Here is a 24,457-nt window from a genome sequence, read left to right as displayed (position 1 = left end):
CTAATAAAATATGAAAAATTTATGTTTTTAGCTTTATATTTTCACTAGCAACTATACCTCATATAAATTATATCAGTTAAAGCTGCTAATTTTAAGTAATTATCAAAAAAATAATCAACTTTTAATGATAATTATTATAGTTATTACTAATGCTGCAGCTATTAATATTAAAGGAACCTGCATCAGCACACCTCTTTTCTAGTAGATACTAATTAATCATCGAGCCTGCTTTAGGCTTCTTCTCCTTTTCTAGCATCAGAAATTTCTGAAGAAGCCTCTTTCTTTCCTACTAATCGGCTATCTGTATATAATTGTCTTGTTACATATCCTGTATGTAATAACTTTTGTGACTTTTCACCATGCGGTTTTTCTAAAAATTCATTATATAATTTTTCTACAAAGGGATTCTCATGAGCTTTACGGTGCTCTTTACCACGATCTGCCTCTACTAATCCTTCTGCTCTCTGCACAAATTTATCCCCCATTTCACGCCAACTATCATAGCCAGAATAGTTAGGCTGTCCTCCTCCACCAACACATCCTCCATTTGGGCAAGCCATCACTTCTACAAAATCATAATCTGCCTCTCCTGACTGCAGTTTTTCAATTAGTTTTCTAGCATTACCTGTCCCTCTTGCAACTGCTGCTTTAATAATTCTCCCATCACCTAAATCAATTATTCCTTCTTTAAAATCTTTCCCTCTCACTTCTTTTAATTCAACTCTATTTAACTCAGTCCCAGTTATTTTTTCATAAACTGTTCGCAAAGTAGCCTCGCATACTCCACCAGTTGAACCAAAAATAACTCCTGCTCCTGAAGCATAACCCATCGGCTCATCGTATTCTGTCTCTGGTAGTTTACTCAAATCCAAACCGGCTTCTTTAATCATTTCTCCTAATTCTTGCGTAGTTAAATTACAGTCAACATCTCTATCTTGCCCACTATCATTCATCTCTTCTCGTGCTGCTTCATATTTTTTAGCTACACAGGGCATTACAGAAACAGAAAAAATACTACTTGCGTCAATTTCTGCTTGTTGAGCATAATAAGTTTTAACAAGAGCCCCGAAAACTTGTTGTGGAGATTTACAAGAAGACAGATTAGGAATCAATTCAGGATAAAAGCTTTCACAAAATTTCACCCAAGCTGGACAACAAGAGGTAAATTGCGGTAAGTCTTGACCGCTCTCTAATCGTTCCATTAATTCATGTCCTTCTTCCATAACTACTACATCAGCCCCAAAACAGTCATCAAAAACTTTATCAAATCCTAATCTCTTTAAAGCAGTCACTAATTGTCCTGTTGCTAAACTACCTGGCTCTAACCCAAACATTTCCCCAATTGTAACTCTAATAGCTGGAGCTGTTTGAATTACAGCATGTTTCTCAGAATCACGCAAGGCATCCCAAACTTTTTGTTTATCATCTTTAGCATGTAAAGCACCAGTCGGACAGACTAAAATACACTGCCCACAAGTGATACAGGGAGTATCCATTAAACTGTCGTTAAATGCTGGTCCTGCTACTGCCCCAAATCCTCGCTCTAAAATATCATAAATATGTACTTCTTGTACTCCAGCGCAAACTTCAATACATCTTCTACACATAATACACTTACTCGGTTCCCTAACTAATGAAGGAGATAAATCATCAATCGGATACTCATTCTTTGCCCCCTGTAAATCTATTTCTCTAATCCCAAATTGTTTTGCTAAAGCTTGTAACTCACAATTCATATTTGCTGCACACGTCAAACAATCAAACGGATGATCGGATAATAGTAATTCAATCACTTCTTTTCTAGCATTCAAAACTTCCGGAGTATTTGTTTTAACCTCTAATCCTTCACGTACATTATACTTACAAGCAGGCTGTAAATCTTTTTCTCCTATAATCTCTACCACACAAACCCTACATGCTCCAGGTTCATTCACTCCTTCTAAATAACATAAAGTTGGTATATCAATATCTAGTTTTTCTGCTGCATCCAAAACTTTTGCCCCTGCCTTAATTTCTACCTGCTGTCCATCTATTGTTAAATTTATCATTTTATCCCCCCTTTTTTTAGCATAAATTTTAAATTTCTGCTATGGCATCAACTGGACAAGCTTCTGCACATTGTCCACACACAATACATAATTCAGGGTCAATCTCATATTTCTGCTCTGTATCTCCTCTAATAGCATCAACTGGGCAGATATCTTCACACTTACTACAGGCAATACAAATTTCTTTGTCAATTTCATAGCCTTTATCCTTAAAACAGACACCTGCTGGGCAAACCCCATCATTAATATGGGCCAAATACTCATCGCAAAAGTGCTCTAATGTACTCAACACTGGATTAGGTGCTGATTTACACAATCCACATAGGGCAGTTTTTTTTATGTTCTCCGCTAAAGTTTCTAGTTTATCTAAATCTTCTTCTTCACCTTGGCCTTCAGTTATTTTAGTTAATATCTCTAACATCCGTTTAGTACCAATTCTTCCTGGAGCACATTTACCACAGGCTTCATCTTGGGTGAAGTCTAAATAAAATCTTGCCACATCAACCATACAGTTGCTCTCATCTAGAACAATCAATCCTCCTGACCCCATCATGGAACCCATTTCTAAAAGACTATCATAATCTAATGAGACATCTAGATCTTCTTTAGGAATACATCCTCCAGATGGTCCACCAGTTTGAGCTGCTTTGAATTCTTTAGCATCTGGAATTCCTCCTCCTAGTTCAAAAATTACTTTTCTTAAGCTAGTGCCCATTGGTACTTCAATTAAACCAGTATTATTAATATCACCTGCTAAAGCAAATACCTTTGTTCCTGTACTTTCTTCTGTTCCAATAGAACTATACCAGTCCCCACCTTTGCGTAAGATAATAGGAATATTAGCTAAAGTTTCTACATTATTGATTAAAGTCGGCTGTCCATATAAACCTTGCTGGGCTGGATAAGGTGGTTTGGACTGCGGATCACCACGATACCCCTGTACTGACTGAATTAAAGCAGTCTCTTCTCCACAAACAAAGGCTCCTGCTCCAATTTTTATTTCTACATCAAAGTTAAAAGCACTTTCAAATATATTTTCTCCTAATAATCCTTCTTTACGAGCATTATTAATCGCTGCTTCCAATCTTTCTACAGCCAAAGGATATTCGGCTCTAATATAAACAAATCCTTGCTGAGCACCAATAGCATAACCACCAATTGCTAATCCTTCAATTATACTATGAGGATCTCCTTCTAAAATACTACGATCCATAAAAGCTCCAGGGTCTCCTTCATCAGCATTACAGATAATATATTTAGGTGTTTCAGGATTATCATAAGTAATATCCCACTTAACCCCTGTGGGAAATCCACCACCTCCCCGGCCACGCAATCTAGAGGTTCTTACTTCTTCTATCACCTCTTTAGGCTCTAATTCATTAACTACTTTTTTTAAGGCCTCATAACCACCATTAGCTCGATAATCCTCAACATTAGCCGGTTCTATCTCCCCGCAGTTACTTAAAGCAATGCGGTGTTGATACTTATAAAAATCTATTTCCCCCACCTCACCTATTTTTTGACCACTATTAGGATCAGTATAAACTAAGTCATCCACTATCTTGCCTCCTACTAAATCTTGACTAATGATTTTATCTATATCTTCCAACTCCAATTGGCAGTAAAATGTTCCACCTTCACGCTGCTTATTATACACAACTACAATTGGCCCTTGTTCACAAAAACCAAAACAGCCGGTTTCAATAATTCTATACTTTGAAATCAAATCATGTTCTGTTAATCCTAAATTTAATCTCTCATAGATATTTTCTGCTCCCGAAGAATGACAACTTGTCCCTCCGCAAACTAAAATTTTATTTTGCTCCACCTACTATCACTCCTTGCCATAACTATCTAAAATCTCCGCTACATTTTCTTTGTCCACTTGTCCATGAGCTTCCCCATTAACTAACAGCACTGGTGCCATCCCGCAAGCCCCCACACAACGAGTTGTTTCTAAACTAAATTTACCGTCATCTGTAACCTGGCCAGGTTCAATTTTTAATTCTTCTTTCAACTCATTTAACACTTCATCACTACCTTTAACATAACAAGCCGTGCCCATACAAACTTCTATATTATAATCTCCCTTTGGCTCAGTAGAAAATAATGAATAAAAACTAATTACACTATAAATCTCACTTAAGGGAATTCCCAAATCCTGTGCTACTTTAATCTGTACTTCCCGTGGTAAATACCCCACTACTTTTTGTACTTTATGTAAAATATCAATTAGACTTTCTTCTTTATCTTTAGCTTCTTTGAGTATTTCATCTATCTTTTCGTATTTATCTTCTAAAACTTTATCATCTGTATCCATTTGAATTGCTTTACGATCTTGCAAAGCACTCATCCCTTCCTAAAATAATATCTATATAAAGTGTAGCTTTCGGATTGAGATAAAAATAGTTTCTTCGCTCCTAAATCTAGTTTGATTCGTCTAAATTCGTATAATAAGCTGCAATTTAGTTTAATTAAATTAGAAATTAAACTTTCAAAATTACAGCTTATTATACTTCATTAAGACTCATCTACAAACTAGATTTAAAGACGCTGCGAAATAATTTTATCTCAATCCAAGGCAGTCTTACTTTAAATGTGGGAGCAGGGATATACCATTTTGGGATTGCTTATTTTTTGATTGTGCCTTTTGGTTTTAATTTTAATTTGGCTAATAATTAGTCAAAATCAAAAACTTACAATTAAAACATAACTATCTTGATAAGACAATCCCTGCTCCCGCTATTAAAGTAAAACTATCATTAGATGTCTGAGCAAGTTTTTCGTAGTGGCATTAAATTTAGGATGTTAATGAGTCTTAATGAAGTAAACTTAAAATAAATTTTGTATTGTTTAATCTCCAATTTTGATTAAACTAAATTTATTTTAAGTTTACGAGTTTTAGACGAATCATCCTAAATTTCTAAACGAAGAAATGCTTGCTCAGACATCTCGAAGTTACACTTTATATAGATTATTATTAGATTACTTAATTATTTTTATTCTTAAATTTCAAAAAATAAAAAAGTCACCCTGCAAAGGTGACAAGTAAACTAGTATAATATTTTAATAATCAAGTTCATATCTTAATTTCCGTAATGCTTTATCCTTCTTCTTACATTCTAGCATTACATTAAAATCTCTATCTGTCCATTCCTTAGCCTGAGACATAAACTGATTAAAATCAGCACTATCTATATAATCAGCATGACTCAAGAATTTTTCCTCATTTCGCGGAGATGAAAAATGAATTTTAGGAGTCTCCTCTTGGGGCCAAGTCTCTAAAATTTGCGGGAATAATTCTGCCATTACTTCATCTTCTTGATGATTACAGTTGAAATGATGCACATCAAAAACCATCGGGATATCTAAATCCTGAGCTATTGCCAAGACTTCACTGCTAGTATATGATTTATCATCATTTTCAATAATCAACCGCTCTTGAATATCTTTCGATAACTTCTTGAAATTTTCTTTAAATCTTTTTATAGCGGATTCTTTATCACCATAAACTCCACCAATATGCAATACAATCCTATGTTTAGTAGACAAGCCCATTGCTTCTAAAATTTTTGAATGATATTCTAAATCTTCAATTGCTCTTTCTACTACATCTTCACTATTACTATTTAATACTGTATATTGTCCAGGATGCATACTGACTAATAAATTATTATCCTTTACAAAATCGCCGATTTCTTCTAACAATTCTCTTTCTTGCTCAATATAATCCCAATCGCTAGTAATTGGATGCGTAGATAAAGGCACAATATCTGATGAAATACGGTATAACTTTATGTTATGCTCTACATTAAATTTTAATATTTTTAATGTATTAGTTAAATTTTCTTTTAATAATCCATTCAATTTATCTAATTGTTCTTGCGGAGTTAATTTTTTTAAATATTTAGCCGTAGTACGTCGATTAGGTTTATTGTCATCTAAAGTTAAATTAATACAAGCATATCCTAAATTCATATTATCTCTCCTTTACAATTTAATTACCTTCTTTAGGAAATAAAATAGTAAATGTTGTACCTTCACCTAGCTTACTATCACATTCAATTTTTCCATTTAAAGTACTAGTAACTAAATTGTAGACTAAATTCAAACCTAAACCTGTTCCCCCTTGACCACGTTTAGTAGTATAAAAGGGATCAAATATTTTTTCTTTCTCCTCTTCAGCCATCCCCCGACCATTGTCACTATATCTTAGTTCTACTACTTTATCTTTTTCTAAAATATCAATTTTTATTACTCCTTGTTCTTGCTTTTCAAAAGCATGACGAAGAGAGTTAACCGTTAAATTAGTAATAATTTGAGAAATAGCTCCTGGATAAGTATCCACTTCTAAATCATCTGCACCATTAATTTTGACTTTATGCTTTGTATTTTTTAGTTTAGGTTTTAAACTTACTAATACATCTTTTAAATATTCTTTTAACTTGAACTTTCTCTTTTTATTATCAGTTCTATCTACTGCTACCTGCTTAAAATTACTTATTAATTCTGAAGCATTATCTAAATTTTTTAAAATCATATCTGAAGTATCCAAGATTGTTTTTAAATAATTTTCTAAATCTTCTCTTTTCATGTTATTATCATTATATAAATCAATAATAGATTTAGTCTCATCTGCGATATGAGAAGCAGCAGTAATACCTACACCTATCGGAGTATTTATTTCATGAGCTATTCCTGCTACTAATCGACCTAATGCTGCCATCTTTTCAGACTGAACTAATTGTTTTTGAGTTCTCTGCAAAGCTTTTTCTTTTTTCTTTCGTTCACTAATATCACGCGCAAAAACTTCAAAAATAGGTTCATCTAAAGTTTCAACATAAGTCACACTTATTTCTAAGTCTTTCATGTTACCATTTTTACACTTATACTTAGTTTCAAATCTATCCTTACCCTCATATCTTATTCCTTGTAGTTTTTCCAAAATTGATACTTTATCTCTCGTTACATCTAAATCGTTAATATTTATATTTAGATTCATAATTTCCATTAAAGAATAACCAAACATATTTCTAAAAGCCTCATTAGTTTCTAAAATATAACCCTCTATATCCATAATCCAAAAGGCATCCATCGAAGTTTGTAAAATAGTATTAATCCTATTTTTTTGTTTTCTTAATTCATCTACAAAATCTTTATTCTCTCTACAAGTTTGCTTTAACTCAATTTCTTTTTCCTTATATTGTGTAATATTATGAGCAAATATTAAAAACACTTCTTCTTCTAGTTTATCCACTTCAGTAACCGTAATTTCAAAATGCTTAATCTGACCTGTAGCAGTCTTTAATTTGCATTCAACTGAATAACTTTCTTCAGTTGCTGGAATATCGAAATCTTTCAACACTTGATGTTCTACTTCTAACTCTTCTAGTTTCATTTTTAAAAGCTCTTTTTTAGAATACTTTAAAATATCAACTGCATTCTGATTGACTTTTAAAATTTGACCTTGATGATTAACAATAAAAAAAGCATCAACAATGAAGTCTAAAATTTCATCTAAACATTTTGGATTATCAACTATTTGGTGCAAAAATTTGTTTTTATCATCCATAATGACTGGTTATAAAATAATGAAATGTTTATAACCAAATTACACCCCGCTTACTAAAGTTTTATTAAATAAAATAATCATCCTCACCATTTTAGGTAAGGATGATTCCGATAACTAATCAATTTACTTACATTCATCACAATAGCCAAAAAACTCAGTCCTATGATAATCTATTTCTCCATCAATCTCATTTTCTGCCTTTTTCTCTAGCTCATCTTGGACATCAATATCAAGATCCATTACTTTACCACATTCTATACATCTGAAGTGATAATGATTTTCAGGAACCCCATCAAATCTACTATGATCACTACCATAGTTCAATTCCATTATTTTACCCATCTCTTTTAATACATTCAAATTACGATAAACAGTTCCTAAACTAATATTAGGAATCTCTTCTTTAACCTCTTCATAAATCCAATCTGCAGTCGGGTGACAGTCTGTACTTTTCAACACTTCCAAAATTTTCTTACGTTGTTTAGTCATACGTCTCTTTTTGGCATTCATAATTTCTACCTCTTTCTTAATAATAATTCTTAATAGTACTTTCTGTAAAAATTATAGCAAATAATTTTACAAAAGTCAATATTGATTAATTAGTAACAATAATCATTATATAAAAAAAGGAGAATTATATTTATTATTGAAGGTATAATAATAAAGATTATCATTTGCAATGAAATTGACTTTATTATTAAATATACTATAAGAGGTGATTATAATGGCAGAAAAAAATGATAGACATAAAGTAGCAATTATTGGGGCCGGAGGAGTAGGAGCTACTACTGGTTATGCCCTCATGGTTCAGGGAATTGCTTCTGAAATAGTTTTAATAGATATTAATCAAGAAAAAGCTGAAGGAGAAGCAATGGATTTAATGCATGGTGCTTCTTTTGTACCACCGGTAGAGGTTTCTGCGGGAGATTATTCAGAATGTGAAGATGCTGATGTAGTCATTATTACTGCAGGAGCTAAACAAGCAGCTGATGAAACAAGATTAGATTTAGTAAAGAAAAATACTGAAGTATTTAAACAAATTGTCCCTAGCATAACTGAATATACTAAGGATGCAATTTTATTAGTTGTTACAAATCCAGTCGATATATTAACTTATGTCACATTAAAATTATCTGGTTTCCCAAAAAATCAAGTTATTGGTTCAGGAACAGTCTTAGATAGTTCTAGATTTAGATCATTAATTAGTAATCATTGTGAAGTTGCTGCTAATAATGTTCACGGATATATAATTGGAGAACATGGCGATAGTGAAGTGCCAGTATGGAGCTTAACTAATATTGCTGGAACACCACTTGATAACTACTGCCCAATTTGCGACTATAACTGTGAAGGTGAATTAGAAGGAATAGGTGAAGAAGTTAAAAATTCAGCTTATGAAATAATTGAGAAAAAAGGCGCAACTTTTTATGCTGTATCTTTAGCAGTAGCTAGAATCGTACGCAGTATCTTAAGAGATGAAAATTCTATTTTGACTATTTCTAGTTATATGAATGGTCAATATGGGATAGAAGATATTTGCCTCAGTTTACCGACAATAGTTGACTCTCAAGGAGTAGAACAAGTATTAAATTTACCACTAAATGATAATGAAGAAGAAGCATTTGTTGAATCTGCTGAAAAATTAAAAGAAATAGCAGATACTTTAGAATTATAAATTCAATGGCCCTGTGGAATATTTCTCCAGGGCTTTTTATTTTAACTTGTTACTCTTTTTTTATATTTATTTCTTGACAAATAAAAAATCTAATGGTATATTAGTAAATGCTGCGACAAGAGAGGCGACAAAACTTCAGTTAGTTAATTTTAAAAAATTCTTGACAGAGTTTTAAAAATCACTTATAATAGCAATTGTCGCATGAATTTGAGACAGGAAAAATATTTTCGGAGCATGGCTCAGTTTGGCAGAGCACCTGGTTTGGGACCAGGGGGTCGCAGGTTCAAATCCTGCTGCTCCGACCAATTTAATTTTGTGCGCCCGTAGCTCAACTGGATAGAGTAGCAGACTTCGAATCTGAAGGTTGGAGGTTCGAGTCCTCCCGGGCGTGCCATTAAACAGAATAAATTATTGTGGGCCATTAGCTCAGTTGGTAGAGCATCGGACTTTTAATCCGGGTGTCGGAGGTTCAAATCCTCCATGGCTCACCATTGTTAGGCCCCCATCGTCTAGCGGCCTAGGATACTGGGTTTTCATCTCAGCGGCAGGGGTTCGAATCCCCTTGGGGGTACCAATGCGGGGACGTGGTGTAGCTGGTTAACACGCCGGCCTGTCACGCCGGAGATCGCGAGTTCAACTCTCGTCGTCCCCGCCATATTAAGCTGGCGTAGCTCAATTGGCAGAGCAGCTGACTTGTAATCAGCAGGTTATCGGTTCAAGTCCGATCGCCAGCTCCATTTAAAAAAATAATATTGAGGAGGGGTTCCCGAGTCTGGTCAAAGGGAGCAGACTGTAAATCTGCCGGCGCTGCCTTCAGAGGTTCGAATCCTCTCCCCTCCACCACTTAAAAACTAACCCAATCGGGTTGGTTTTTTACTTTTTTGCTAATTTAATAAAGAATACAACTGATAATATAAATTATTAGCAGTAACTACTCCATAGTCTGTATATACTACTTCTCCATTTTTGATTAATTTAAACATAGGTACACTAGTTATAGAATATTTTTCTTTTAATTCTGGATTATTATTCACAATACATTCTCCCACAGTTAAATCAGAAAATTTATCTATAATTTCCTCTAAACTTTTCTTTGCCAATCCGCAGTATCCACACTCGGGATTAGAAAATATAATTAACAAATTATCATTTTTATTTATCATTTGCTCTATATTCTCGGAATTGATTTCTTTTAAATCCTTCATTTTTATACCTCCATTCTAAATATTATCACTATAAAGTAATCAGTAATGAGTAAAAGCCTTAAAGTCAAAACCTCAAAACCCATTTAAATTCCTTTGAAATGAAAGGTTTTGAACTTGATTTTGACTTTGTTTTTGATTTTCTACTCATCACTCTTTTCTCTTTACTTGTTACTATAAAGCTTCACTTATAAAGTGAAGCTTTATATAGAAAAACTAGAGCTAAAAGTTAAGCCCTAGTTTTAAATTCTTCTATATAGTTTTGGTATAACTTATGGATTTCTTTAGTTATTGGCCCAACTTCTCCTTGAGCTATTTGCTTATCATCAACTTCTATTACTCCAAGCACTTCTTTGGGCGTGCTTGTAATAAATACTTCATCAGCCTGGTATAATTCTTTTAAGCTAAATTTCTTTTCTTGTACATTAAATTTATCAGCCGCTAATTCTAATACTAGCTCTCTAGTAATCCCAGGTAATATTTCTCCATCAGCCGGATGAGTCAAAATTTTATCATTATTAACAATAAAGACATTACTACTTGTCCCTTCAGTCACCATACCTTCTTCAGTTACAAATATACCTTCATCTGCCCCTTCCTTTTTGGCCCGGTGGCTAGTTAAAATATTAGGTAATAAATTATTTGTTTTAATATTACAATGCTGCCACCTTTGCTCAGGCATAGTAATAGCAGTTACTCCTTCTTCTCTAATTTCAGACTCTATTTTTTTAGCCGGAAGTAAATACATAATTACAGTTGGCTCTAAATCACTAGAAAAGCTGTGGCTACGCGGAGCAGCTCCGCGAGTAATTTGAATATATAAGCCACCTGCTTCTTTTCGTTCACTATTCTTATTTTTTTCTAAAACCTGCTGCGTTAATTCTTTTAATTCTTCTTTACTATAATCTAAATCTAATCTTATTTGGTGAGCACTATTAAATAATCTCTGAATATGGTCCTCTAATTTAAATAACTTACCATTATATAATTTTATTATTTCATAGATACTATCACCAAACTGAAAGCCTCTATCTTCTATCGAAACTGTTGCTTCTTCTAATGCTACAAATTCTCCATTGACATAAGCTATATTACTCATCAAACTCCCCCTCTTAATCTTTCAATTGCAAACTAATATCAAACTAAATTTGACCAATTGTTCTGTCTTAAAGCTTCATATAGCACAATAGATACAGAATTAGCTAAATTCAAAGAACGAATATTTTTTCGCATCGGAATTCTAATACACTGTTCAGGCTGATTTTCTAATATGTAATCAGGTAATCCTGCTGTTTCCCGACCGAAAACTAAAAAATCATCTTCATTATAATCCATTTTATCATAATAATTATCAGCAAATTTAGTAGCAAAGTAAAAATTACTATCTGCATATTCAGCAAATAATTCTTCTAGATTATCATAATAATGAATATCTAATTTATCCCAATAATCTAGACCAGCTCGGCGAAGAGATTTTTCATCAGTTGAAAAACCTAATGGTCTAATCAAATGTAAACTAGCACCCGTACAAGCACAAGTACGAGCAATATTACCTGTATTAGGAGGTATTTCCGGTTGATATAAGACTACATTCATTACAATTCCTCCCTAGCTTCCTTAGCTTTCATTAAATTCTCCTCATTAAAGACTCTAATCCCTGCTCTCTTTAATAAAGCCGTAGTTACTCCTACTCCTTCTTTAGTCTCTCCACTAAATTCTCCATCATAAATTTCTTCACTACCACAAGATGGACTTCTAGCTTTAAATATAGCCAGTTTACAATCATTAGCTGAAGATTTTTCTAATGTTTTCCGAGCTCCTGCTAAAAATTCTTCTGTTAAATCTACTCCATCTTGATTAACTACTTTAGCTTTATTCATTAATACTTCTTCTCCGGTTCCATTTTGAATCTCTGCTGGTGGACGCGGGATTTCTAACCCACCTAACTTTTCCGGACAGACTGGGACTAACTCTTCTTCATCAAAAATTGCTCTTATTTCTTCAGTTTCATTATTTCCTCCATCATATTTACAATTTTCTCCTAATAGACAAGCACTAACTAAAATCATATTTTAACTCCCTTCCTTAATCCATTGTTTAGCTTCATTTAGATTGTTAAATTGCTTTAACTCAAGATAATTATTATACTTTCTTTTCCACAATTTAAATTTTAACGAGGAAATTAATTTAGGTAAAACTAATGCCACACAATTTAAATTCATCCTAGATAAATAATTAATGAAGATATCAAATTTGCTCTTATCTAAATCTAAGGACTGTACATCTAAAATCAAATTAGTAATGTGACCATTAGCTAATTCAATCATTAATTCTTCACAAATTAATTTAGCCTCATTATTTCTAATTATATTACTTCCTGTTATAATAATAAAGTCCTCTTTGGATTTTATTTTATGCATTCTATCCCCTCCTCTTCTAAACATCATATTCTAAACAGGAGAGAAAAGTGTGTTAATATAAGCTAAAATCGGTTTTAGGTTTAGCTATCAACTCTCATCTTCCAGGTCACAGATTAAAATAAAAATCTAATAATTAAATAAGACAGCTCAACTGAGCTGTCTTATTGCTTTTATTTCTGTTTTGCTTTTAAATGCAGCGGTAAAATTCCTTCTTTATCTAATATAATCTCATGATTATAAGCTATTTGACTAAACTTTTTTTCAGCTTGGTCAAGAGGCAGTCCTAATAGATTTACTTTCTGCAAGTCACCTTCTCCTATTTCAGCCCGAATTAAATTATGTAAATACTGAATTGCCTGCTGCCTAAATCCTAACAATCTTGCTCCAACTACATCAGTTGCTAACGGGTCAGTACCTGCTGCTACTAAGTCAACATCCACTGCTTTACCTTTAGAAGGTCCAGTACCGACCATTGCCTGGTCTGCACTTAAAATAGTTAAATCAATCGGCATCAATTTCCCCATCTCTGCTATGAATTGATGTAAATATTCATGAATACCCTGCCCTGCTTTTGGAAAACCATGGATCTCTGCTGGCGGCCAAGCTAAAGCAATATTCTTAATTCCTAAAGAAACTGTCGCTTCTTCATGATGCTTTATTTGGGTATAAGAGATTAAAAAATCTGTTTCAGTAATTAATTTGTTCAATTTTATTGTTTTCAATTTAGGATGATCTATCTCAAATTCTTGATACGGGCCATAATTCAAATCTACAAATTCTACTTCTTCATCATCAATTATTTGTTGATATCCAGTTTGCTGCATAACTTGTGGAGTTTCTGCTCCAGCTGAACCTGTAGCAATTACTATTCTTGCTGGTTTTTGGCTCTTAATATATTGAATTAATTTCCGCAAAGATTCCGGGCCAACTACAGTCCCTGTTTGAGGTGCATTAGTATTAACCCAATTAGGAGTAATTGTCACTACATCTTGATTATTAATTGCATCCTTAACTGCTAATTGATCTAATAAATTAGCAATTACGTCTCCTTCTAATCCCTCTCCAATAGCAACTTTACTTTCTTCAATCCGCCTCTTTCTCAGCATCTTATCCCTCCAAGAATTAGTTTGTTAGTTATTATATCCAGGGGGACAAAATAAATACTTTTATTATTTATTTTTTACGTCAATCCCGCCTAATAAACCCACTTTAACTATAAAAATTAATAAAAAATTTTAATTTACGGTTGACTTTTTCAATTATATTCGGTATACTAGTAGACGTCGCTTGAAAGAGACATCAGTTTTTTCAAAAAAATAATATTTACTCGTGGACCCGTAGCTCAGTTGGTTAGAGCAATCGGCTCATAACCGATTAGTCGGGGGTTCGAATCCCTCCGGGTCCACCATTTTATATTAGTAAACCCGAGACCAATTGGTCTCGGGTTTCGTTATTTATATCTCAAATCTATTCTAAAACTAATTCATCTAATACATCAATTAAATTTTCCATTTCAGGCTTACTAATCTGTTCATCTGCTCCTACTTCTTCACCTTTATGTCTTAAATTATCTGTAATTAAAGAAGAAAATATTAAGGTTGGTAAGTCTTTTAATTGCTTATCATTTCTTATTTTTCTAATTAACGCATGTCCATCTAATTGTGGCATCTCTATATCAGTTATTAGACCTTGTACTTCATCCATAACATCTTCCGTTTCTTCTTTAAGTGTCTTTAAATAATTTAATGCTCTCTGACCATCATTAAAGACCTTTAAATTTGTATACCCCGCTTTATAAAGTGTTTCTTTTAAAATTTCTCTAATTGTAGGAGAATCATCTGCCAATATCAATTTCTTCTTTTCTCTTTCTTCTTTTTTACTATGGTCAATCTTTACTTCATCTAATCCTAAGGCCAATTCTGGTTGTACATCAGATAGAATTTTTTCAAAATCTAAAAAGTTAATTAATTTATCGTCTGATTTAATAACCCCATTCACTAAATCTCCCATCAATCTATTAGGTTCTTGTATATCTTTCCAACTGATTTTATTAATTCCTATTACGCCATCAACTGCAAATAAAATCCTCGTTTGATTAAATTCAGTTAAAATCATATAATTCTTATCTTCTTTAGCTTCATTTTCTTCTCCTGAATCTAAATATTTACGCAAGTCAATAATAGTAATCACATCACCTCTTACATTAGTAACCCCTCGCACAGATTCAGGTTGAGAAGGTAATGGGTTTATCTCCTCTTCTGCAATTTGTAAAATCTCTTTTACTTTTATCACATTAATAGCATATAACAAGCCTTTAACTTTAAATTTTAAGATTTCTAAATTTCCTGTCCCACTCTCAAGCAAAATATCTGTTTGATTTCCCATTCTATCACTCCATTCAATTTAAATTTTAAATTATTGCCTTCTAAGATCAAAATTATATTACACTGTTAGTAACAAATTTCGATAAATTATTTATTATTCCTTTTAATTAACATAAAATTAATGATAAAAATTAAAAACCCTGCCAATAGCAGAGGAATTATTTTATCCGTTATTCAAACCCAAATCATCTATCATCTGTAAGTCATCCTGTACCGATCGACCATCAGTAGTTAAATAATTACCGACTAGTAACCCATTAACCCCAGATAAAAGACTTAAAGATTGTAAATCACGCAAATTTTTCTCCCGGCCACCACATAACTTGATATTCTTTCTGGGATTAATAAATCTAAATATAGCTGCTGTCTGTAATGCTTCTAAAGGTGTCACAGGATCATTATCTTCTAGTGGCGTTCCTGCTACTGCATTTAAAATATTTAGAGGTATTGAATCAACATCTAATTCTCTTAAGGTACAGGCTAAATCTATCCTATCAGCAAAACTTTCACCTAATCCCATAATTCCACCACAACAGACCTCAATCTCTTGTTCTTTCAAAAATTTAACTGTCTGCACTCGCTCTTGGTAGTCATGAGTAGAACAAATCTCTGCAAAATAATTGCGAGAAGTTTCGAGATTATGATTGTATCTTTTCAATCCAACTTCAGATAACTTCTGTACTTGTTCAGCTTCTAGAGTTCCTAAAGAAGCACACACTTCTAAGTCTGTCTCGTCTTTAATTCTTTTTACTGCATCTAATATTTGTTGAAACTCAGTCTCTGTTTCTATACCGCGACCGCTAGTTACAATCCCAAAGTGCTTGGCCCCTGCTTGATCCATTTCTTTTGCTTTATCTAATATTTTTTCTTCTGACAATAATGCATATGTATCCACTTCTGTATCATGATGAGCTGATTGAGCACAAAAACTACAATCTTCAGAACAACTCCCTGATTTGGCATTAATTATTGAACACATGTTAACTTCATCAGACATAAATTCATTTTTTATCTCATTTGCTGCAGATAATAATTTAAGAATTCTATCCTGTGATAAAGAAGCTAATTCTAAAGCCTCTTCTTTATTTATTTCTTTACCAGCTAAAACTTTTTCTTTTAATTTATTTATCATTACAAATCTCCTTTCTCTTACTCTAACATTATTTTTAAATTCTACAGTCATATATCTATTTTTTACTATTAGCTATAAAAAAATATTCTATGTTAATTTTAATAAACTAACCTTTGTTTGTCAACTTGTTTTAAAATTAGTTGACATTATTAAAAAAACAAAGCCTCTCTAATAATAAAATCACTAGAGAGGCTTTGTAATTACTAATTGCTTATTATTTTTTAATTTTTCTTTTCAGGCTGCTTTAATAAGACAAAGGCAACTATTATCCCTATTACTGCCAAAGCAATTGTAGGATAAAAGGCATATCTATAACTTCCTAAAATATCTTTTATTCTACCAGATAGCATATTACCTACAAATGCCCCTACACCATAAGCTGTAAATAAAAAGCCATAGTTTTTACTATAATTTTTTGAACCAAAGAATCTACCTGTAGCAGCTGGAGCAATAGCCAACCAACCACCTAAGTTCAACCAAAACAAACTAAAAGCCAAAGCATAAAGAATCGTATTTCCTTCTCCAACAATTAGCATAATAACTGAAGCTAAAATTATTAAACTATATGATATCAAAGTAGCCTTTTTAGGATTCAGTTTATCGCTAAGTCCACCAAAAATAGGTCGCCCAATCCCATTAAATATAGCGAAAAAGGAAACTAGAAAAGCTGCAGTACTAGCATCTAAATTAACAATTTCTTCTGCTACTGGACTTGAAATTCCAATAGCCATTAAGCCAGCCGTTGTACCAATAACAAAACAGATCCATAACCCATAAAAAGTAGGGTTTTTCAACATCTCCTTAGTAGAAAAATTCACTTCTTGCTCTGCTTCATCATTATTTGATTCATCAGCTATTTTCTCTTCTGGGAATTTTAATGGTAATGCTAAAACTGTAATAATAATTGCAAAAGCTGCTCCCAAAATTTTAAATGCTGCAAATACTCCATAAGCACTTACTAGCCAATTTGCTACTGGAGCCGTTATAAAAGGTGACAAACCAAAACCTGCTAAAGTTAAACCTACTGCAAATCCTTTTTTATCAGGAAACCACTTAGCAGCTACAGCCATCGGTGCACCATAAGCTATACCTACCCCACTTCCTGCAATCACTCCATAAGTAACAATTAACCACGTAATATTAGAAACAAATCCTGATAAAATCCAACCAGCAGCAACTACTAATCCTCCTACTATAGTTACTATTTTAGGACCATATTTATCTATATAGCCTCCAGCTACTGGCATTGTGATTGCATAAAAAATCAAAAAGAAAGTATACGGCATGGCACTTTGAGTAGCACTTATTTTAAATAATTCTTCAATGGGCTTTTTAAATACACTCCAAGAATAAACAGTTCCCATACACATAAAAATTATTAACCCCAACGGTATATAAAGCCATCTTTTGTCTTTTGTAATAAAACTTGAACTCTTTTCCATTTTTATTTATCACTCCTTAATAAATATAAAAGATGATAAAATTTTATTTTATCAATTATAAACAATTCAATCTATCAAATAACCAATCCTACTGCTAAATTATCCCCCCTCTCAACCTTGATTTTAGCTAGGATATTAACCTACTAACATCAATTACTAATATCAAATTTAGTACATATTTAAAACATATAATAACAGATAATCGTTTTTTGTGCAAGAAAATATTCATAATTATTCATTTGAATGAATTAATATTAAAATTAAGCAAAAAAAAGGCCCCCAGTTACAGCTAGAGACCTTAAATAATTAATTTAATTTTCTAAAATATAATTTAATACTTTCTCGACTGATTCTTCAACTGACAGTTCTGCTGTATCAATCACTAACTCTGGATCTTCTGGTTCTTCATAAGGAGCAGAAACTCCAGTGAAGTTTTTAATTTCACCTTTTTTAGCCTTTTCATACAATCCTTTCGGATCTCTACTCGCACAAGTTTCTACATCAGCTTTAACATGAATTTCTATAAAGTCTCCTTCAGCTCGCTCACGAGCAAAATCACGCATTTCTTGATAAGGAGAAATAAAAGAAGCTAAAACAATCATACCAGCCTCTCTAAATAAAGCAGCTACCTCAGCTATTCTTCTAATATTTTCATCTCTGTCTTCAGCACTAAAACCCAAATCAGAATTTAGACCGTGACGAATATTATCACCATCTAATCTATAAACTGCTTTACCTCTTTTTAAAAGTTCTTTTTCTACTTCCACAGCAATAGTTGATTTACCAGAACCTGATAATCCAGTTAACCACACTACCTTACCTTGTTGATCTAAATTTTTACATCTATCTTCGTAAGTAATATCCCCTTCATGCCAGACTATATTTTTATCTTCTGCATTCTCTTCTGTTTTTTGCAATTTTTTATTCCCTCCATTTATAAATTACTTGACTTACCGTAAAAGTCCTCTTCTTTTAAACATCTAGAAATTAGCTGCTCACGATAAAAATCAATTGTCTTAACTGTATCTTCCGATAAATAATCTCCTTCTTTAATTTTATCCGCTAAATGTTCAACTCTATTAGCAACCTTTTCCCTCATATCTTTATCAGCTAATTCAATTTCATCTAAATTATGATCCTTAACGCTAGGTAATTCATCTAACTTATCAATATTATTTAAGCGGGCTATTTCATCTCTTAAATCTTCAATTAATTGTTGCTGCTTATTTAGTTGTTCTTTTATTTTATTAACTCTATCTTCTCTACTATGTTCTACAAAAAAGTTATTTGTACCACACTTAGTAGCAATTACTTTTTCTAATTCTTCTCGTTTAGAATCTTCTAATTCTAACAAAATTTCTGATACTTTTTCATCAATCACTTCATCATCATCCATAAAATCACCCCTTAGATAAATTAATCTTATTTTATTAATTTATCTATAAACCATTAAATCCCTCCTTTTAAATTTATTTTATTGTTAACAAAGTTTTTTAAACTATTTTTTGACAAAAAAATAAATTTCAGATAAAATAATAATTAGTAATTATTATGATTATCGGAGGTGGTTTCATGAAAATTTTAATCCCGTTCTATTCAACTTATGGGCATACATATCAAATGGCCCAAGCAGTAGCTGAAGGTGCTAAAAAAGTAGACGGTGCTGATGTTGAATTACGTAGAATACCAGAAACTATGCCTGAAGATACATTAGAAGAAATAGGTGCTTTAGAGGCACAAGAAGCATTTGCTGATGTACCCGAATGTACTATTGATGACTTAGAAAACGCAGATGCTATTATTTTTGGTACTCCAACTCGCTTTGGTAATATGGCCGGGCAGATGAGACAGTTCTTAGATACTACTGGAGCTTTATGGCAAGAAGGTAAATTAGTTGGTACAGTAGGTAGTGTTTTTGCCAGTACTGCTACTCAACATGGGGGCCAAGAGACTACATTAAGAAACTTCCATACTACATTATTACATCATGGTATGATTGTTGTTGGTCTGCCTTATAGTTTCTCTGGATTAACTGAAATGGATGAAATCTCTGGGGGTACTCCATATGGAGCTACTACCTTAGCTGATGCCGATGGTAGCAGAATGCCTAGCGAAAATGAATTAAATGCTGCTCGATTCCAAGGGGAACATGTAGCAAAAATCACTGCTAAACAAGTGCAATCTTAAAACTATAATCTACACACAAATTAATATCTCAAATTAATAAAAATAGTAGACCCCCTCGGGTCTACTATTTTGCATTTTATTCAAATGTAGCTACAATTCCACCTTTATACTGTTCCTTAATATATTGCTTTACTTCCTCAGAAGTAAGAGCATCTGTTAACTTTTTAATTAATTCATTCTCTTTATTATCGTTTCTCACAGCTAATACATTAGCATATGGAGAATCTTCACCTTCAATCACAATTGCATCCTTAGTTGGTACTAAATCTGCTTCTAAAGCATAATTAGTATTAATTACAGCAGCCGTAACATCTTTTAATACTCGTGGCAATTGAGCTGCTTCTAATTCTTTAAACTTTAGATTCTTAGGATTCTCTACTATATCTTCAGGAGTTGCCTCTAACCCTGCTTCCTGGGCTAACTTGATCAATCCATTATTCTCTAATAACAATAATGATCGCCCTTCATTAGTAGCATCATTTGGTACTGCTATTGTAGAACCTGATTCTAATTGATCTAAACTATCAATTTTATTAGAATATAATCCCATTGGTTCTAAATGAATCTTAGCAGTATATGTTAAATCTAAATCTCTTTCTTTTTTGAAGTTATTCAAGTACGGCACATGCTGAAAGTAATTAGCATCAATACTCCCATCACTTAAGGCTAAATTAGGAGTTACATAATCAGTAAACTCTTTCACCTTTAAAGTAATTCCTTCTTCAGCTAATTTAGGCTTAACTACCTCTTTCAAAATCTTAGCATGTGGTACAGGCGTAGCCCCTACTGTAATTTCTTTCTTCTCTTGAGCTTGTTGCCCACAACCTGCTACAACTCCAACAACTAACAATAATAGCAAAACTAAACTTAAATTTTTCATTTTCTCTCCTCCTCATATATTTAATTGATAATTAAGAATGATCTAATGTATTTGCCAACCAATTACCAAAAGTTTGTACTCCTTGCACTAAAATAATCAATAAAATAACTGTCTTAACCATAATTACAGTCTCAAAACGATGGTAACCATAACGAACTGCAATATCACCTAAGCCTCCTGCCCCTATTGCTCCTGCAATAGCAGAAAAACCAATCAAAGTAATTGCAGTAATAGTTAATCCTAAGATTAAAGAAGGTAGTGACTCTGGTAATAAAACTTTAGTAATTATCTCCCAAGGAGTAGCCCCCATTGCCTGAGCAGCTTCTATCACTCCATTATCTACTTCCTTTAATGAATTCTCTACGATTCGACCAATAAATGGTATAGCAGCAATAGTCAAAGGTACTACAGCCGCAGTAGTTCCAATCGAAGTATTAATTAAAAATCTAGTAAATGGAATCAAAGCTACCATTAATACTATAAAAGGAATAGAACGAACAACATTAATAATAGCACTTAATATAAAGTTTATATATTTATTCTCTAAAATATTCCCCTCTTCTGTAACTACTACACCTACTCCTAATGGAATCCCAAATAAAGTAGAAATAGCCATTGAAATCCCTACCATATAAAATGTTTGCTGGATTCCAGTCCACAATAAGCCTAAATCTTTAATAATGAATGCTAACAGATTCTTCATCAGTAATCACCTCAATTCGAACATTATCACTTTCATGTAAACAATCAATTGCTGATTCAATTTGGTCTAAATCTCCTGTTAATTCAATAATTAAAGTACCAAAAGGAATCCCTTGGATCTTATCTATATTACCATACAAAATATTGGCATCAATTTGAAAGTTATGTACCAGGTCAGATACTAAAGGTTCACTAGCTGAATCACCAACAAAACAAATCTTAATCAAACGACCGTGTTCAGGATTTTCTACTGTTACTCTTGATAGCAATTCTTCTGGTACATTAGCATTTATAATCCGCTGAACAAATTTCTTAGTTACATTTTTTTCTGGTTTAGTAAAGATATCAATTACATCTCCTACCTCTACTACTTTACCAGCTTCTAACACTGCTACTTTAGTACAAATTTCCTTAATTACTTCCATCTCATGAGTGATCAGTACAATTGTAATCCCTAATTTTTCATTAATATCACGTAGCAAATCTAAGATAGAATGTGTAGTTTCAGGATCTAATGATGAAGTCGCCTCATCACATAATAAAACTTTTGGGTCATTAGCTAATGCTCTAGCTATACCTACTCTCTGTTGTTGTCCTCCACTAAGTTGACTAGGATAACTATCCGCTTTATCCGCTAATCCTACTAACTCTAATAATTCACTCACTTTATCATTGATTTCTTCCTTATTTGCATCAGCAATTTCAAGCGGGAAAGCAACATTATCTGCTACGGTACGAGAATTCAATAAGTTGAAATTCTGAAAGATCATTCCCAATTCTTTTCGCGCCTCGCGCAATTCTTTTGTATTTAAAGCTGTTAAATCTTGGCCATCAACAATGATTTGTCCAGCAGTGGGTTCTTCTAATAAATTCAAACATCTAATAAAACTACTTTTGCCCGCACCACTAGGGCCAATCAAACCAAAAATTTCACCATGCTCTACTTTTAAATCAATTCCTTTTAATGCTTCAACATCTTTTTCTTCTCCTGAATAAACCTTTTTAAGATTTTTTATTTCAATCATTGCATCAAACCCCTTCTTATATAATGCTAGTTCTTATATAATAAAGACCCCTTCCCACCAAGAGAAGAGGTCTTATATTTCTACCCTCTTATCTCTCAGCTAAAAAATAACTGCAGGAGTTGGCACCGGGTGTTTTTTGATTCAACACTGGTTGCCGGGCTTCACAGGGCCAGTCCCTCCACCTCTCTGGATAAGAATTATATATATTTTTTGCCGCTACATCTTTTTAATTATACTAACACTTGCAAATGTTTTTGTCAAGACAGCAAATTAAAAATTAATACTTCAAGAAAAATTTATAGTAATTTCTCATCAGTCACTATAAAAATAGTGTAGAATTTGCAGGTGTTTTAAATTAATCATAGAATAATATATATTATAAGTATAAATTTTACTTATTTATTATTTTTTATAATATATAAACAATAAATGATTTAATTATAAATTATTTTATATAGATTCAGCTAAGAAAATTCTAATCTTTTTTCCTATTATCTTTAGATTAAGGAAGTGATGCATCTTGGCCTTAGTATTATCGTCTCTAATTATATTGTTTCTGCTACTTATTATTTATTTTATTATTAGACCCAAAAATAATTCTTCATTCTACAATGGTCGCTATCAGAGTAAAGATTTCAATCATTTCATAAATACGCTAAAAAAAATAGAAAAAAATAATGATAATTAAAAAAGCTGCCTATAGGCAGCTTTTTTATCTATAGTTTATTCTAAATTAAATAGAGGAGTACTTAAATATCTTTCTCCCGTATCAGGAGCAATAACAACTACTCGTTGATCAGCCTCTAGTCTTTCAGCCACTTTTATTGCTGCTGCAACTGCTGCCCCAGCAGAAATACCAACTAAAATCCCTTCTTCTGCAGCCAAGTCTCGTGCTACTTCCATAGCTCGGTTATTCTCAATTTGAATTACTTCATCTAATAACTCTACTTCTAATACTTCAGGAATAAATCCAGCCCCAATCCCTTGGATCTTATGTGGTCCTGGTTCATCTCCACTAATTACTGCTGAGTCAGTAGGTTCTACAGCTACAATTTCTACATCTTCTACTTCATCTTTTAATACCTCTCCTGTTCCAGTAATTGTACCTCCAGTACCTACTCCTGCTACAAAAGCATCTAAGTGCCCTTCAGTTGCTTGCAAAATTTCTTGGGCTGTTGTTTTACGGTGCACATCTGGATTAGCCCCATTATTAAACTGCTGTGGCATAAAGTAATTATCATTTTCAGCAGCTAATTGCTTTGCTTTATCAATAGCACCCGGCATTCCACCATCTCCAGGAGTTAAAATCAACTCTGCCCCATAAGCTTTCAATATTTTTCTACGCTCTATACTCATACTTTCTGGCATAGTCAAAATTACATTATACCCTTTTGCTCTACCTACTAACGCTAATCCAATTCCTGTGTTACCACTAGTAGGTTCAATAATCGTTCCACCTTCTTCTAGGCGACCCTCTTTTTCTGCTTCTTCAATCATATTCAAAGCAATTCTATCTTTAATACTGCCCCCAGGATTAAAAGATTCTAATTTAACTAATACATCAGCTTTATCATCTTCAAGCAAATTATTAAGTTTAACTAATGGCGTATCTCCAATTAATTCGGTAATATTATTAGCAATCATCTTAATTCCCCCTTTAATTTTTAAAACCAAGTAAATCACTATGTTTAATTGGTATTTTAAAATTACCACAAAAAAATGTGTTTGTCAAGCTATACTGTGAAAAAACTTTAATTTTTAAGAATATACAAATCGTTTAATTCTATT

General features: G+C 32.7%; 23 protein-coding genes, 8 tRNA genes and 1 riboswitch. Of the genes, 10 read left to right on the top strand and 21 right to left on the bottom strand.

Features of this window, described 5'->3' with window-relative positions; translation table 11 throughout:
• Nucleotides 1–230 precede the first annotated feature (230 nt).
• The 6 genes from JOC47_RS01985 to JOC47_RS01960 form a co-directional block, all read right to left on the bottom strand.
• The gene (locus tag JOC47_RS01985) at nt 231–2,048 is read right to left on the bottom strand and encodes an NADH-dependent [FeFe] hydrogenase, group A6 (protein ID WP_204700297.1); all 1,818 of its coding nucleotides are present in this window, start codon (nt 2,046–2,048) and stop codon (nt 231–233) included.
• Between the two features lie 28 nt (nt 2,049–2,076).
• The gene (locus JOC47_RS01980) at nt 2,077–3,876 is read right to left on the bottom strand and encodes an NADH-ubiquinone oxidoreductase-F iron-sulfur binding region domain-containing protein (protein WP_204700296.1); all 1,800 of its coding nucleotides are present in this window, start codon (nt 3,874–3,876) and stop codon (nt 2,077–2,079) included.
• 6 nt (nt 3,877–3,882) lie between these two features.
• The gene (nuoE, locus tag JOC47_RS01975) at nt 3,883–4,401 is read right to left on the bottom strand and encodes an NADH-quinone oxidoreductase subunit NuoE (RefSeq protein WP_239550869.1); all 519 of its coding nucleotides are present in this window, start codon (nt 4,399–4,401) and stop codon (nt 3,883–3,885) included.
• A gap of 713 nt (nt 4,402–5,114) precedes the next feature.
• Nucleotides 5,115–6,026, bottom strand: a complete 912-nt coding sequence (gene uvsE / locus JOC47_RS01970) for a UV DNA damage repair endonuclease UvsE (protein WP_204700295.1) — start codon at nt 6,024–6,026, stop codon at nt 5,115–5,117.
• Nucleotides 6,027–6,045: 19 nt separating this feature from the next.
• Nucleotides 6,046–7,599 (bottom strand): PAS domain-containing sensor histidine kinase, encoded by a 1,554-nt coding sequence (locus JOC47_RS01965; RefSeq protein ID WP_204700294.1) that lies wholly within the window; start codon nt 7,597–7,599, stop codon nt 6,046–6,048.
• A 144-nt stretch (nt 7,600–7,743) separates the two neighbouring features.
• Nucleotides 7,744–8,130: a Fur family transcriptional regulator gene (locus tag JOC47_RS01960; RefSeq protein ID WP_204700293.1), complete on the bottom strand. Its 387-nt coding sequence runs from the start codon at nt 8,128–8,130 to the stop codon at nt 7,744–7,746.
• Between the two features lie 214 nt (nt 8,131–8,344).
• Here JOC47_RS01960 and JOC47_RS01955 point away from each other — a divergent pair, with 214 nt between their 5' ends.
• The 8 genes from JOC47_RS01955 (at nt 8,345) to JOC47_RS01920 (ending at nt 10,138) form a co-directional block, all read left to right on the top strand.
• A complete protein-coding gene (locus tag JOC47_RS01955; protein ID WP_204700292.1) occupies nt 8,345–9,295 on the top strand; it encodes an L-lactate dehydrogenase in 951 nt (316 codons plus the stop codon).
• Nucleotides 9,296–9,523: 228 nt separating this feature from the next.
• Nucleotides 9,524–9,600, top strand: a tRNA-Pro gene (locus JOC47_RS01950).
• Between the two features lie 12 nt (nt 9,601–9,612).
• Nucleotides 9,613–9,689 (top strand) — tRNA-Arg (locus tag JOC47_RS01945).
• Between the two features lie 21 nt (nt 9,690–9,710).
• Nucleotides 9,711–9,786, top strand: a tRNA-Lys gene (locus JOC47_RS01940).
• 7 nt (nt 9,787–9,793) lie between these two features.
• A tRNA-Glu gene (locus JOC47_RS01935) sits at nt 9,794–9,869 on the top strand.
• 4 nt (nt 9,870–9,873) lie between these two features.
• A tRNA-Asp gene (locus tag JOC47_RS01930) sits at nt 9,874–9,950 on the top strand.
• 6 nt (nt 9,951–9,956) lie between these two features.
• Nucleotides 9,957–10,032, top strand: a tRNA-Thr gene (locus JOC47_RS01925).
• Nucleotides 10,033–10,051: 19 nt separating this feature from the next.
• Nucleotides 10,052–10,138: transfer RNA gene (locus JOC47_RS01920), tRNA-Tyr, on the top strand.
• Nucleotides 10,139–10,179: 41 nt separating this feature from the next.
• Here the strand turns inward: JOC47_RS01920 and JOC47_RS01915 are convergent.
• The 6 genes from JOC47_RS01915 to JOC47_RS01890 form a co-directional block, all read right to left on the bottom strand.
• Nucleotides 10,180–10,500 (bottom strand): thioredoxin family protein, encoded by a 321-nt coding sequence (locus JOC47_RS01915; RefSeq protein WP_204700291.1) that lies wholly within the window; start codon nt 10,498–10,500, stop codon nt 10,180–10,182.
• A 226-nt stretch (nt 10,501–10,726) separates the two neighbouring features.
• Nucleotides 10,727–11,596 carry a D-amino-acid transaminase gene (gene dat, locus JOC47_RS01910; protein ID WP_204700290.1) on the bottom strand — a complete coding sequence of 290 codons (870 nt, stop codon included), beginning with the start codon at nt 11,594–11,596 and terminating at the stop codon, nt 10,727–10,729.
• 38 nt (nt 11,597–11,634) lie between these two features.
• Nucleotides 11,635–12,093, bottom strand: coding sequence for a tRNA (uridine(34)/cytosine(34)/5-carboxymethylaminomethyluridine(34)-2'-O)-methyltransferase TrmL (gene trmL, locus JOC47_RS01905; RefSeq protein WP_204700289.1), 459 nt, complete (start codon nt 12,091–12,093; stop codon nt 11,635–11,637).
• Nucleotides 12,093–12,566, bottom strand: a complete 474-nt coding sequence (locus JOC47_RS01900; protein WP_204700288.1) for a 2-thiouracil desulfurase family protein — start codon at nt 12,564–12,566, stop codon at nt 12,093–12,095. Before JOC47_RS01900 ends, trmL begins: the two co-directional genes overlap by 1 nt.
• A gap of 3 nt (nt 12,567–12,569) precedes the next feature.
• Nucleotides 12,570–12,917 (bottom strand): hypothetical protein, encoded by a 348-nt coding sequence (locus tag JOC47_RS01895; RefSeq protein WP_204700287.1) that lies wholly within the window; start codon nt 12,915–12,917, stop codon nt 12,570–12,572.
• A gap of 170 nt (nt 12,918–13,087) precedes the next feature.
• Complete coding sequence (locus JOC47_RS01890) at nt 13,088–14,023, bottom strand: DUF362 domain-containing protein (protein WP_204700286.1); 936 nt, start codon at nt 14,021–14,023, stop codon at nt 13,088–13,090.
• Nucleotides 14,024–14,248: 225 nt separating this feature from the next.
• Here JOC47_RS01890 and JOC47_RS01885 point away from each other — a divergent pair.
• Nucleotides 14,249–14,325: transfer RNA gene (locus tag JOC47_RS01885), tRNA-Ile, on the top strand.
• A 59-nt stretch (nt 14,326–14,384) separates the two neighbouring features.
• Here the strand turns inward: JOC47_RS01885 and JOC47_RS01880 are convergent.
• From JOC47_RS01880 to JOC47_RS01860, 5 genes are all read right to left on the bottom strand, one after another.
• A complete protein-coding gene (locus JOC47_RS01880; RefSeq protein ID WP_204700285.1) occupies nt 14,385–15,302 on the bottom strand; it encodes a chemotaxis protein in 918 nt (305 codons plus the stop codon).
• A gap of 162 nt (nt 15,303–15,464) precedes the next feature.
• Nucleotides 15,465–16,433, bottom strand: coding sequence for a biotin synthase BioB (gene bioB / locus JOC47_RS01875; RefSeq protein WP_204700284.1), 969 nt, complete (start codon nt 16,431–16,433; stop codon nt 15,465–15,467).
• 221 nt (nt 16,434–16,654) lie between these two features.
• A complete protein-coding gene (locus JOC47_RS01870; protein WP_204700283.1) occupies nt 16,655–17,875 on the bottom strand; it encodes an L-lactate MFS transporter in 1,221 nt (406 codons plus the stop codon).
• 311 nt (nt 17,876–18,186) lie between these two features.
• On the bottom strand, nt 18,187–18,792 hold the full coding sequence (cysC, locus tag JOC47_RS01865) for an adenylyl-sulfate kinase (protein ID WP_239550868.1): 606 nt from the start codon (nt 18,790–18,792) through the stop codon (nt 18,187–18,189).
• A gap of 17 nt (nt 18,793–18,809) precedes the next feature.
• On the bottom strand, nt 18,810–19,271 hold the full coding sequence (locus JOC47_RS01860; RefSeq protein WP_204700282.1) for a hypothetical protein: 462 nt from the start codon (nt 19,269–19,271) through the stop codon (nt 18,810–18,812).
• A gap of 176 nt (nt 19,272–19,447) precedes the next feature.
• Between JOC47_RS01860 and wrbA the strand changes: the two genes are divergently transcribed.
• A complete protein-coding gene (gene wrbA / locus JOC47_RS01855; RefSeq protein ID WP_204700281.1) occupies nt 19,448–20,062 on the top strand; it encodes an NAD(P)H:quinone oxidoreductase in 615 nt (204 codons plus the stop codon).
• A gap of 76 nt (nt 20,063–20,138) precedes the next feature.
• Here wrbA and JOC47_RS01850 read toward each other — a convergent pair whose 3' ends face one another.
• The 4 genes from JOC47_RS01850 to cysK form a co-directional block, all read right to left on the bottom strand.
• Nucleotides 20,139–20,942 (bottom strand): MetQ/NlpA family ABC transporter substrate-binding protein, encoded by an 804-nt coding sequence (locus tag JOC47_RS01850; RefSeq protein ID WP_204700280.1) that lies wholly within the window; start codon nt 20,940–20,942, stop codon nt 20,139–20,141.
• Between the two features lie 31 nt (nt 20,943–20,973).
• Nucleotides 20,974–21,645, bottom strand: a complete 672-nt coding sequence (locus JOC47_RS01845; protein ID WP_204700279.1) for a methionine ABC transporter permease — start codon at nt 21,643–21,645, stop codon at nt 20,974–20,976.
• Nucleotides 21,617–22,669, bottom strand: a complete 1,053-nt coding sequence (locus JOC47_RS01840) for a methionine ABC transporter ATP-binding protein (protein ID WP_204700278.1) — start codon at nt 22,667–22,669, stop codon at nt 21,617–21,619. Before JOC47_RS01840 ends, JOC47_RS01845 begins: the two co-directional genes overlap by 29 nt.
• An 85-nt stretch (nt 22,670–22,754) precedes the next feature.
• A riboswitch (SAM riboswitch) is annotated at nt 22,755–22,866 on the bottom strand.
• Between the two features lie 526 nt (nt 22,867–23,392).
• On the bottom strand, nt 23,393–24,313 hold the full coding sequence (cysK, locus tag JOC47_RS01835) for a cysteine synthase A (protein WP_204700277.1): 921 nt from the start codon (nt 24,311–24,313) through the stop codon (nt 23,393–23,395).
• Nucleotides 24,314–24,457: the final 144 nt, after the last annotated feature.

It is taken from the genome of Halanaerobacter jeridensis (genome assembly GCF_016908315.1).
Lineage (GTDB): Bacteria > Bacillota > Halanaerobiia > Halobacteroidales > Halobacteroidaceae > Halanaerobacter > Halanaerobacter jeridensis.
This window is presented reverse-complemented; position numbering and strand designations above follow the sequence as displayed.

Excerpts from the sequence above, each read along its gene's own strand:
- JOC47_RS01985 (WP_204700297.1), bottom strand. The coding sequence starts at position 2,048 with ATGATAAATTTAACAATAGATGGACAGCAGGTAGAAATTAAGGCAGGG.
- nuoE (WP_239550869.1), bottom strand. The coding sequence starts at position 4,401 with ATGAGTGCTTTGCAAGATCGTAAAGCAATTCAAATGGATACAGATGAT.
- uvsE (WP_204700295.1), bottom strand. The coding sequence starts at position 6,026 with ATGAATTTAGGATATGCTTGTATTAATTTAACTTTAGATGACAATAAA.
- JOC47_RS01960 (WP_204700293.1), bottom strand. The coding sequence starts at position 8,130 with ATGAATGCCAAAAAGAGACGTATGACTAAACAACGTAAGAAAATTTTG.
- JOC47_RS01955 (WP_204700292.1), top strand. The coding sequence starts at position 8,345 with ATGGCAGAAAAAAATGATAGACATAAAGTAGCAATTATTGGGGCCGGA.
- JOC47_RS01915 (WP_204700291.1), bottom strand. The coding sequence starts at position 10,500 with ATGAAGGATTTAAAAGAAATCAATTCCGAGAATATAGAGCAAATGATA.
- dat (WP_204700290.1), bottom strand. The coding sequence starts at position 11,596 with ATGAGTAATATAGCTTATGTCAATGGAGAATTTGTAGCATTAGAAGAA.
- trmL (WP_204700289.1), bottom strand. The coding sequence starts at position 12,093 with ATGAATGTAGTCTTATATCAACCGGAAATACCTCCTAATACAGGTAAT.
- JOC47_RS01900 (WP_204700288.1), bottom strand. The coding sequence starts at position 12,566 with ATGATTTTAGTTAGTGCTTGTCTATTAGGAGAAAATTGTAAATATGAT.
- JOC47_RS01895 (WP_204700287.1), bottom strand. The coding sequence starts at position 12,917 with ATGCATAAAATAAAATCCAAAGAGGACTTTATTATTATAACAGGAAGT.
- JOC47_RS01890 (WP_204700286.1), bottom strand. The coding sequence starts at position 14,023 with ATGCTGAGAAAGAGGCGGATTGAAGAAAGTAAAGTTGCTATTGGAGAG.
- JOC47_RS01880 (WP_204700285.1), bottom strand. The coding sequence starts at position 15,302 with ATGGGAAATCAAACAGATATTTTGCTTGAGAGTGGGACAGGAAATTTA.
- bioB (WP_204700284.1), bottom strand. The coding sequence starts at position 16,433 with ATGATAAATAAATTAAAAGAAAAAGTTTTAGCTGGTAAAGAAATAAAT.
- JOC47_RS01870 (WP_204700283.1), bottom strand. The coding sequence starts at position 17,875 with ATGGAAAAGAGTTCAAGTTTTATTACAAAAGACAAAAGATGGCTTTAT.
- JOC47_RS01860 (WP_204700282.1), bottom strand. The coding sequence starts at position 19,271 with ATGGATGATGATGAAGTGATTGATGAAAAAGTATCAGAAATTTTGTTA.
- wrbA (WP_204700281.1), top strand. The coding sequence starts at position 19,448 with ATGAAAATTTTAATCCCGTTCTATTCAACTTATGGGCATACATATCAA.
- JOC47_RS01850 (WP_204700280.1), bottom strand. The coding sequence starts at position 20,942 with ATGAAAAATTTAAGTTTAGTTTTGCTATTATTGTTAGTTGTTGGAGTT.
- JOC47_RS01845 (WP_204700279.1), bottom strand. The coding sequence starts at position 21,645 with ATGAAGAATCTGTTAGCATTCATTATTAAAGATTTAGGCTTATTGTGG.
- JOC47_RS01840 (WP_204700278.1), bottom strand. The coding sequence starts at position 22,669 with ATGATTGAAATAAAAAATCTTAAAAAGGTTTATTCAGGAGAAGAAAAA.
- cysK (WP_204700277.1), bottom strand. The coding sequence starts at position 24,313 with ATGATTGCTAATAATATTACCGAATTAATTGGAGATACGCCATTAGTT.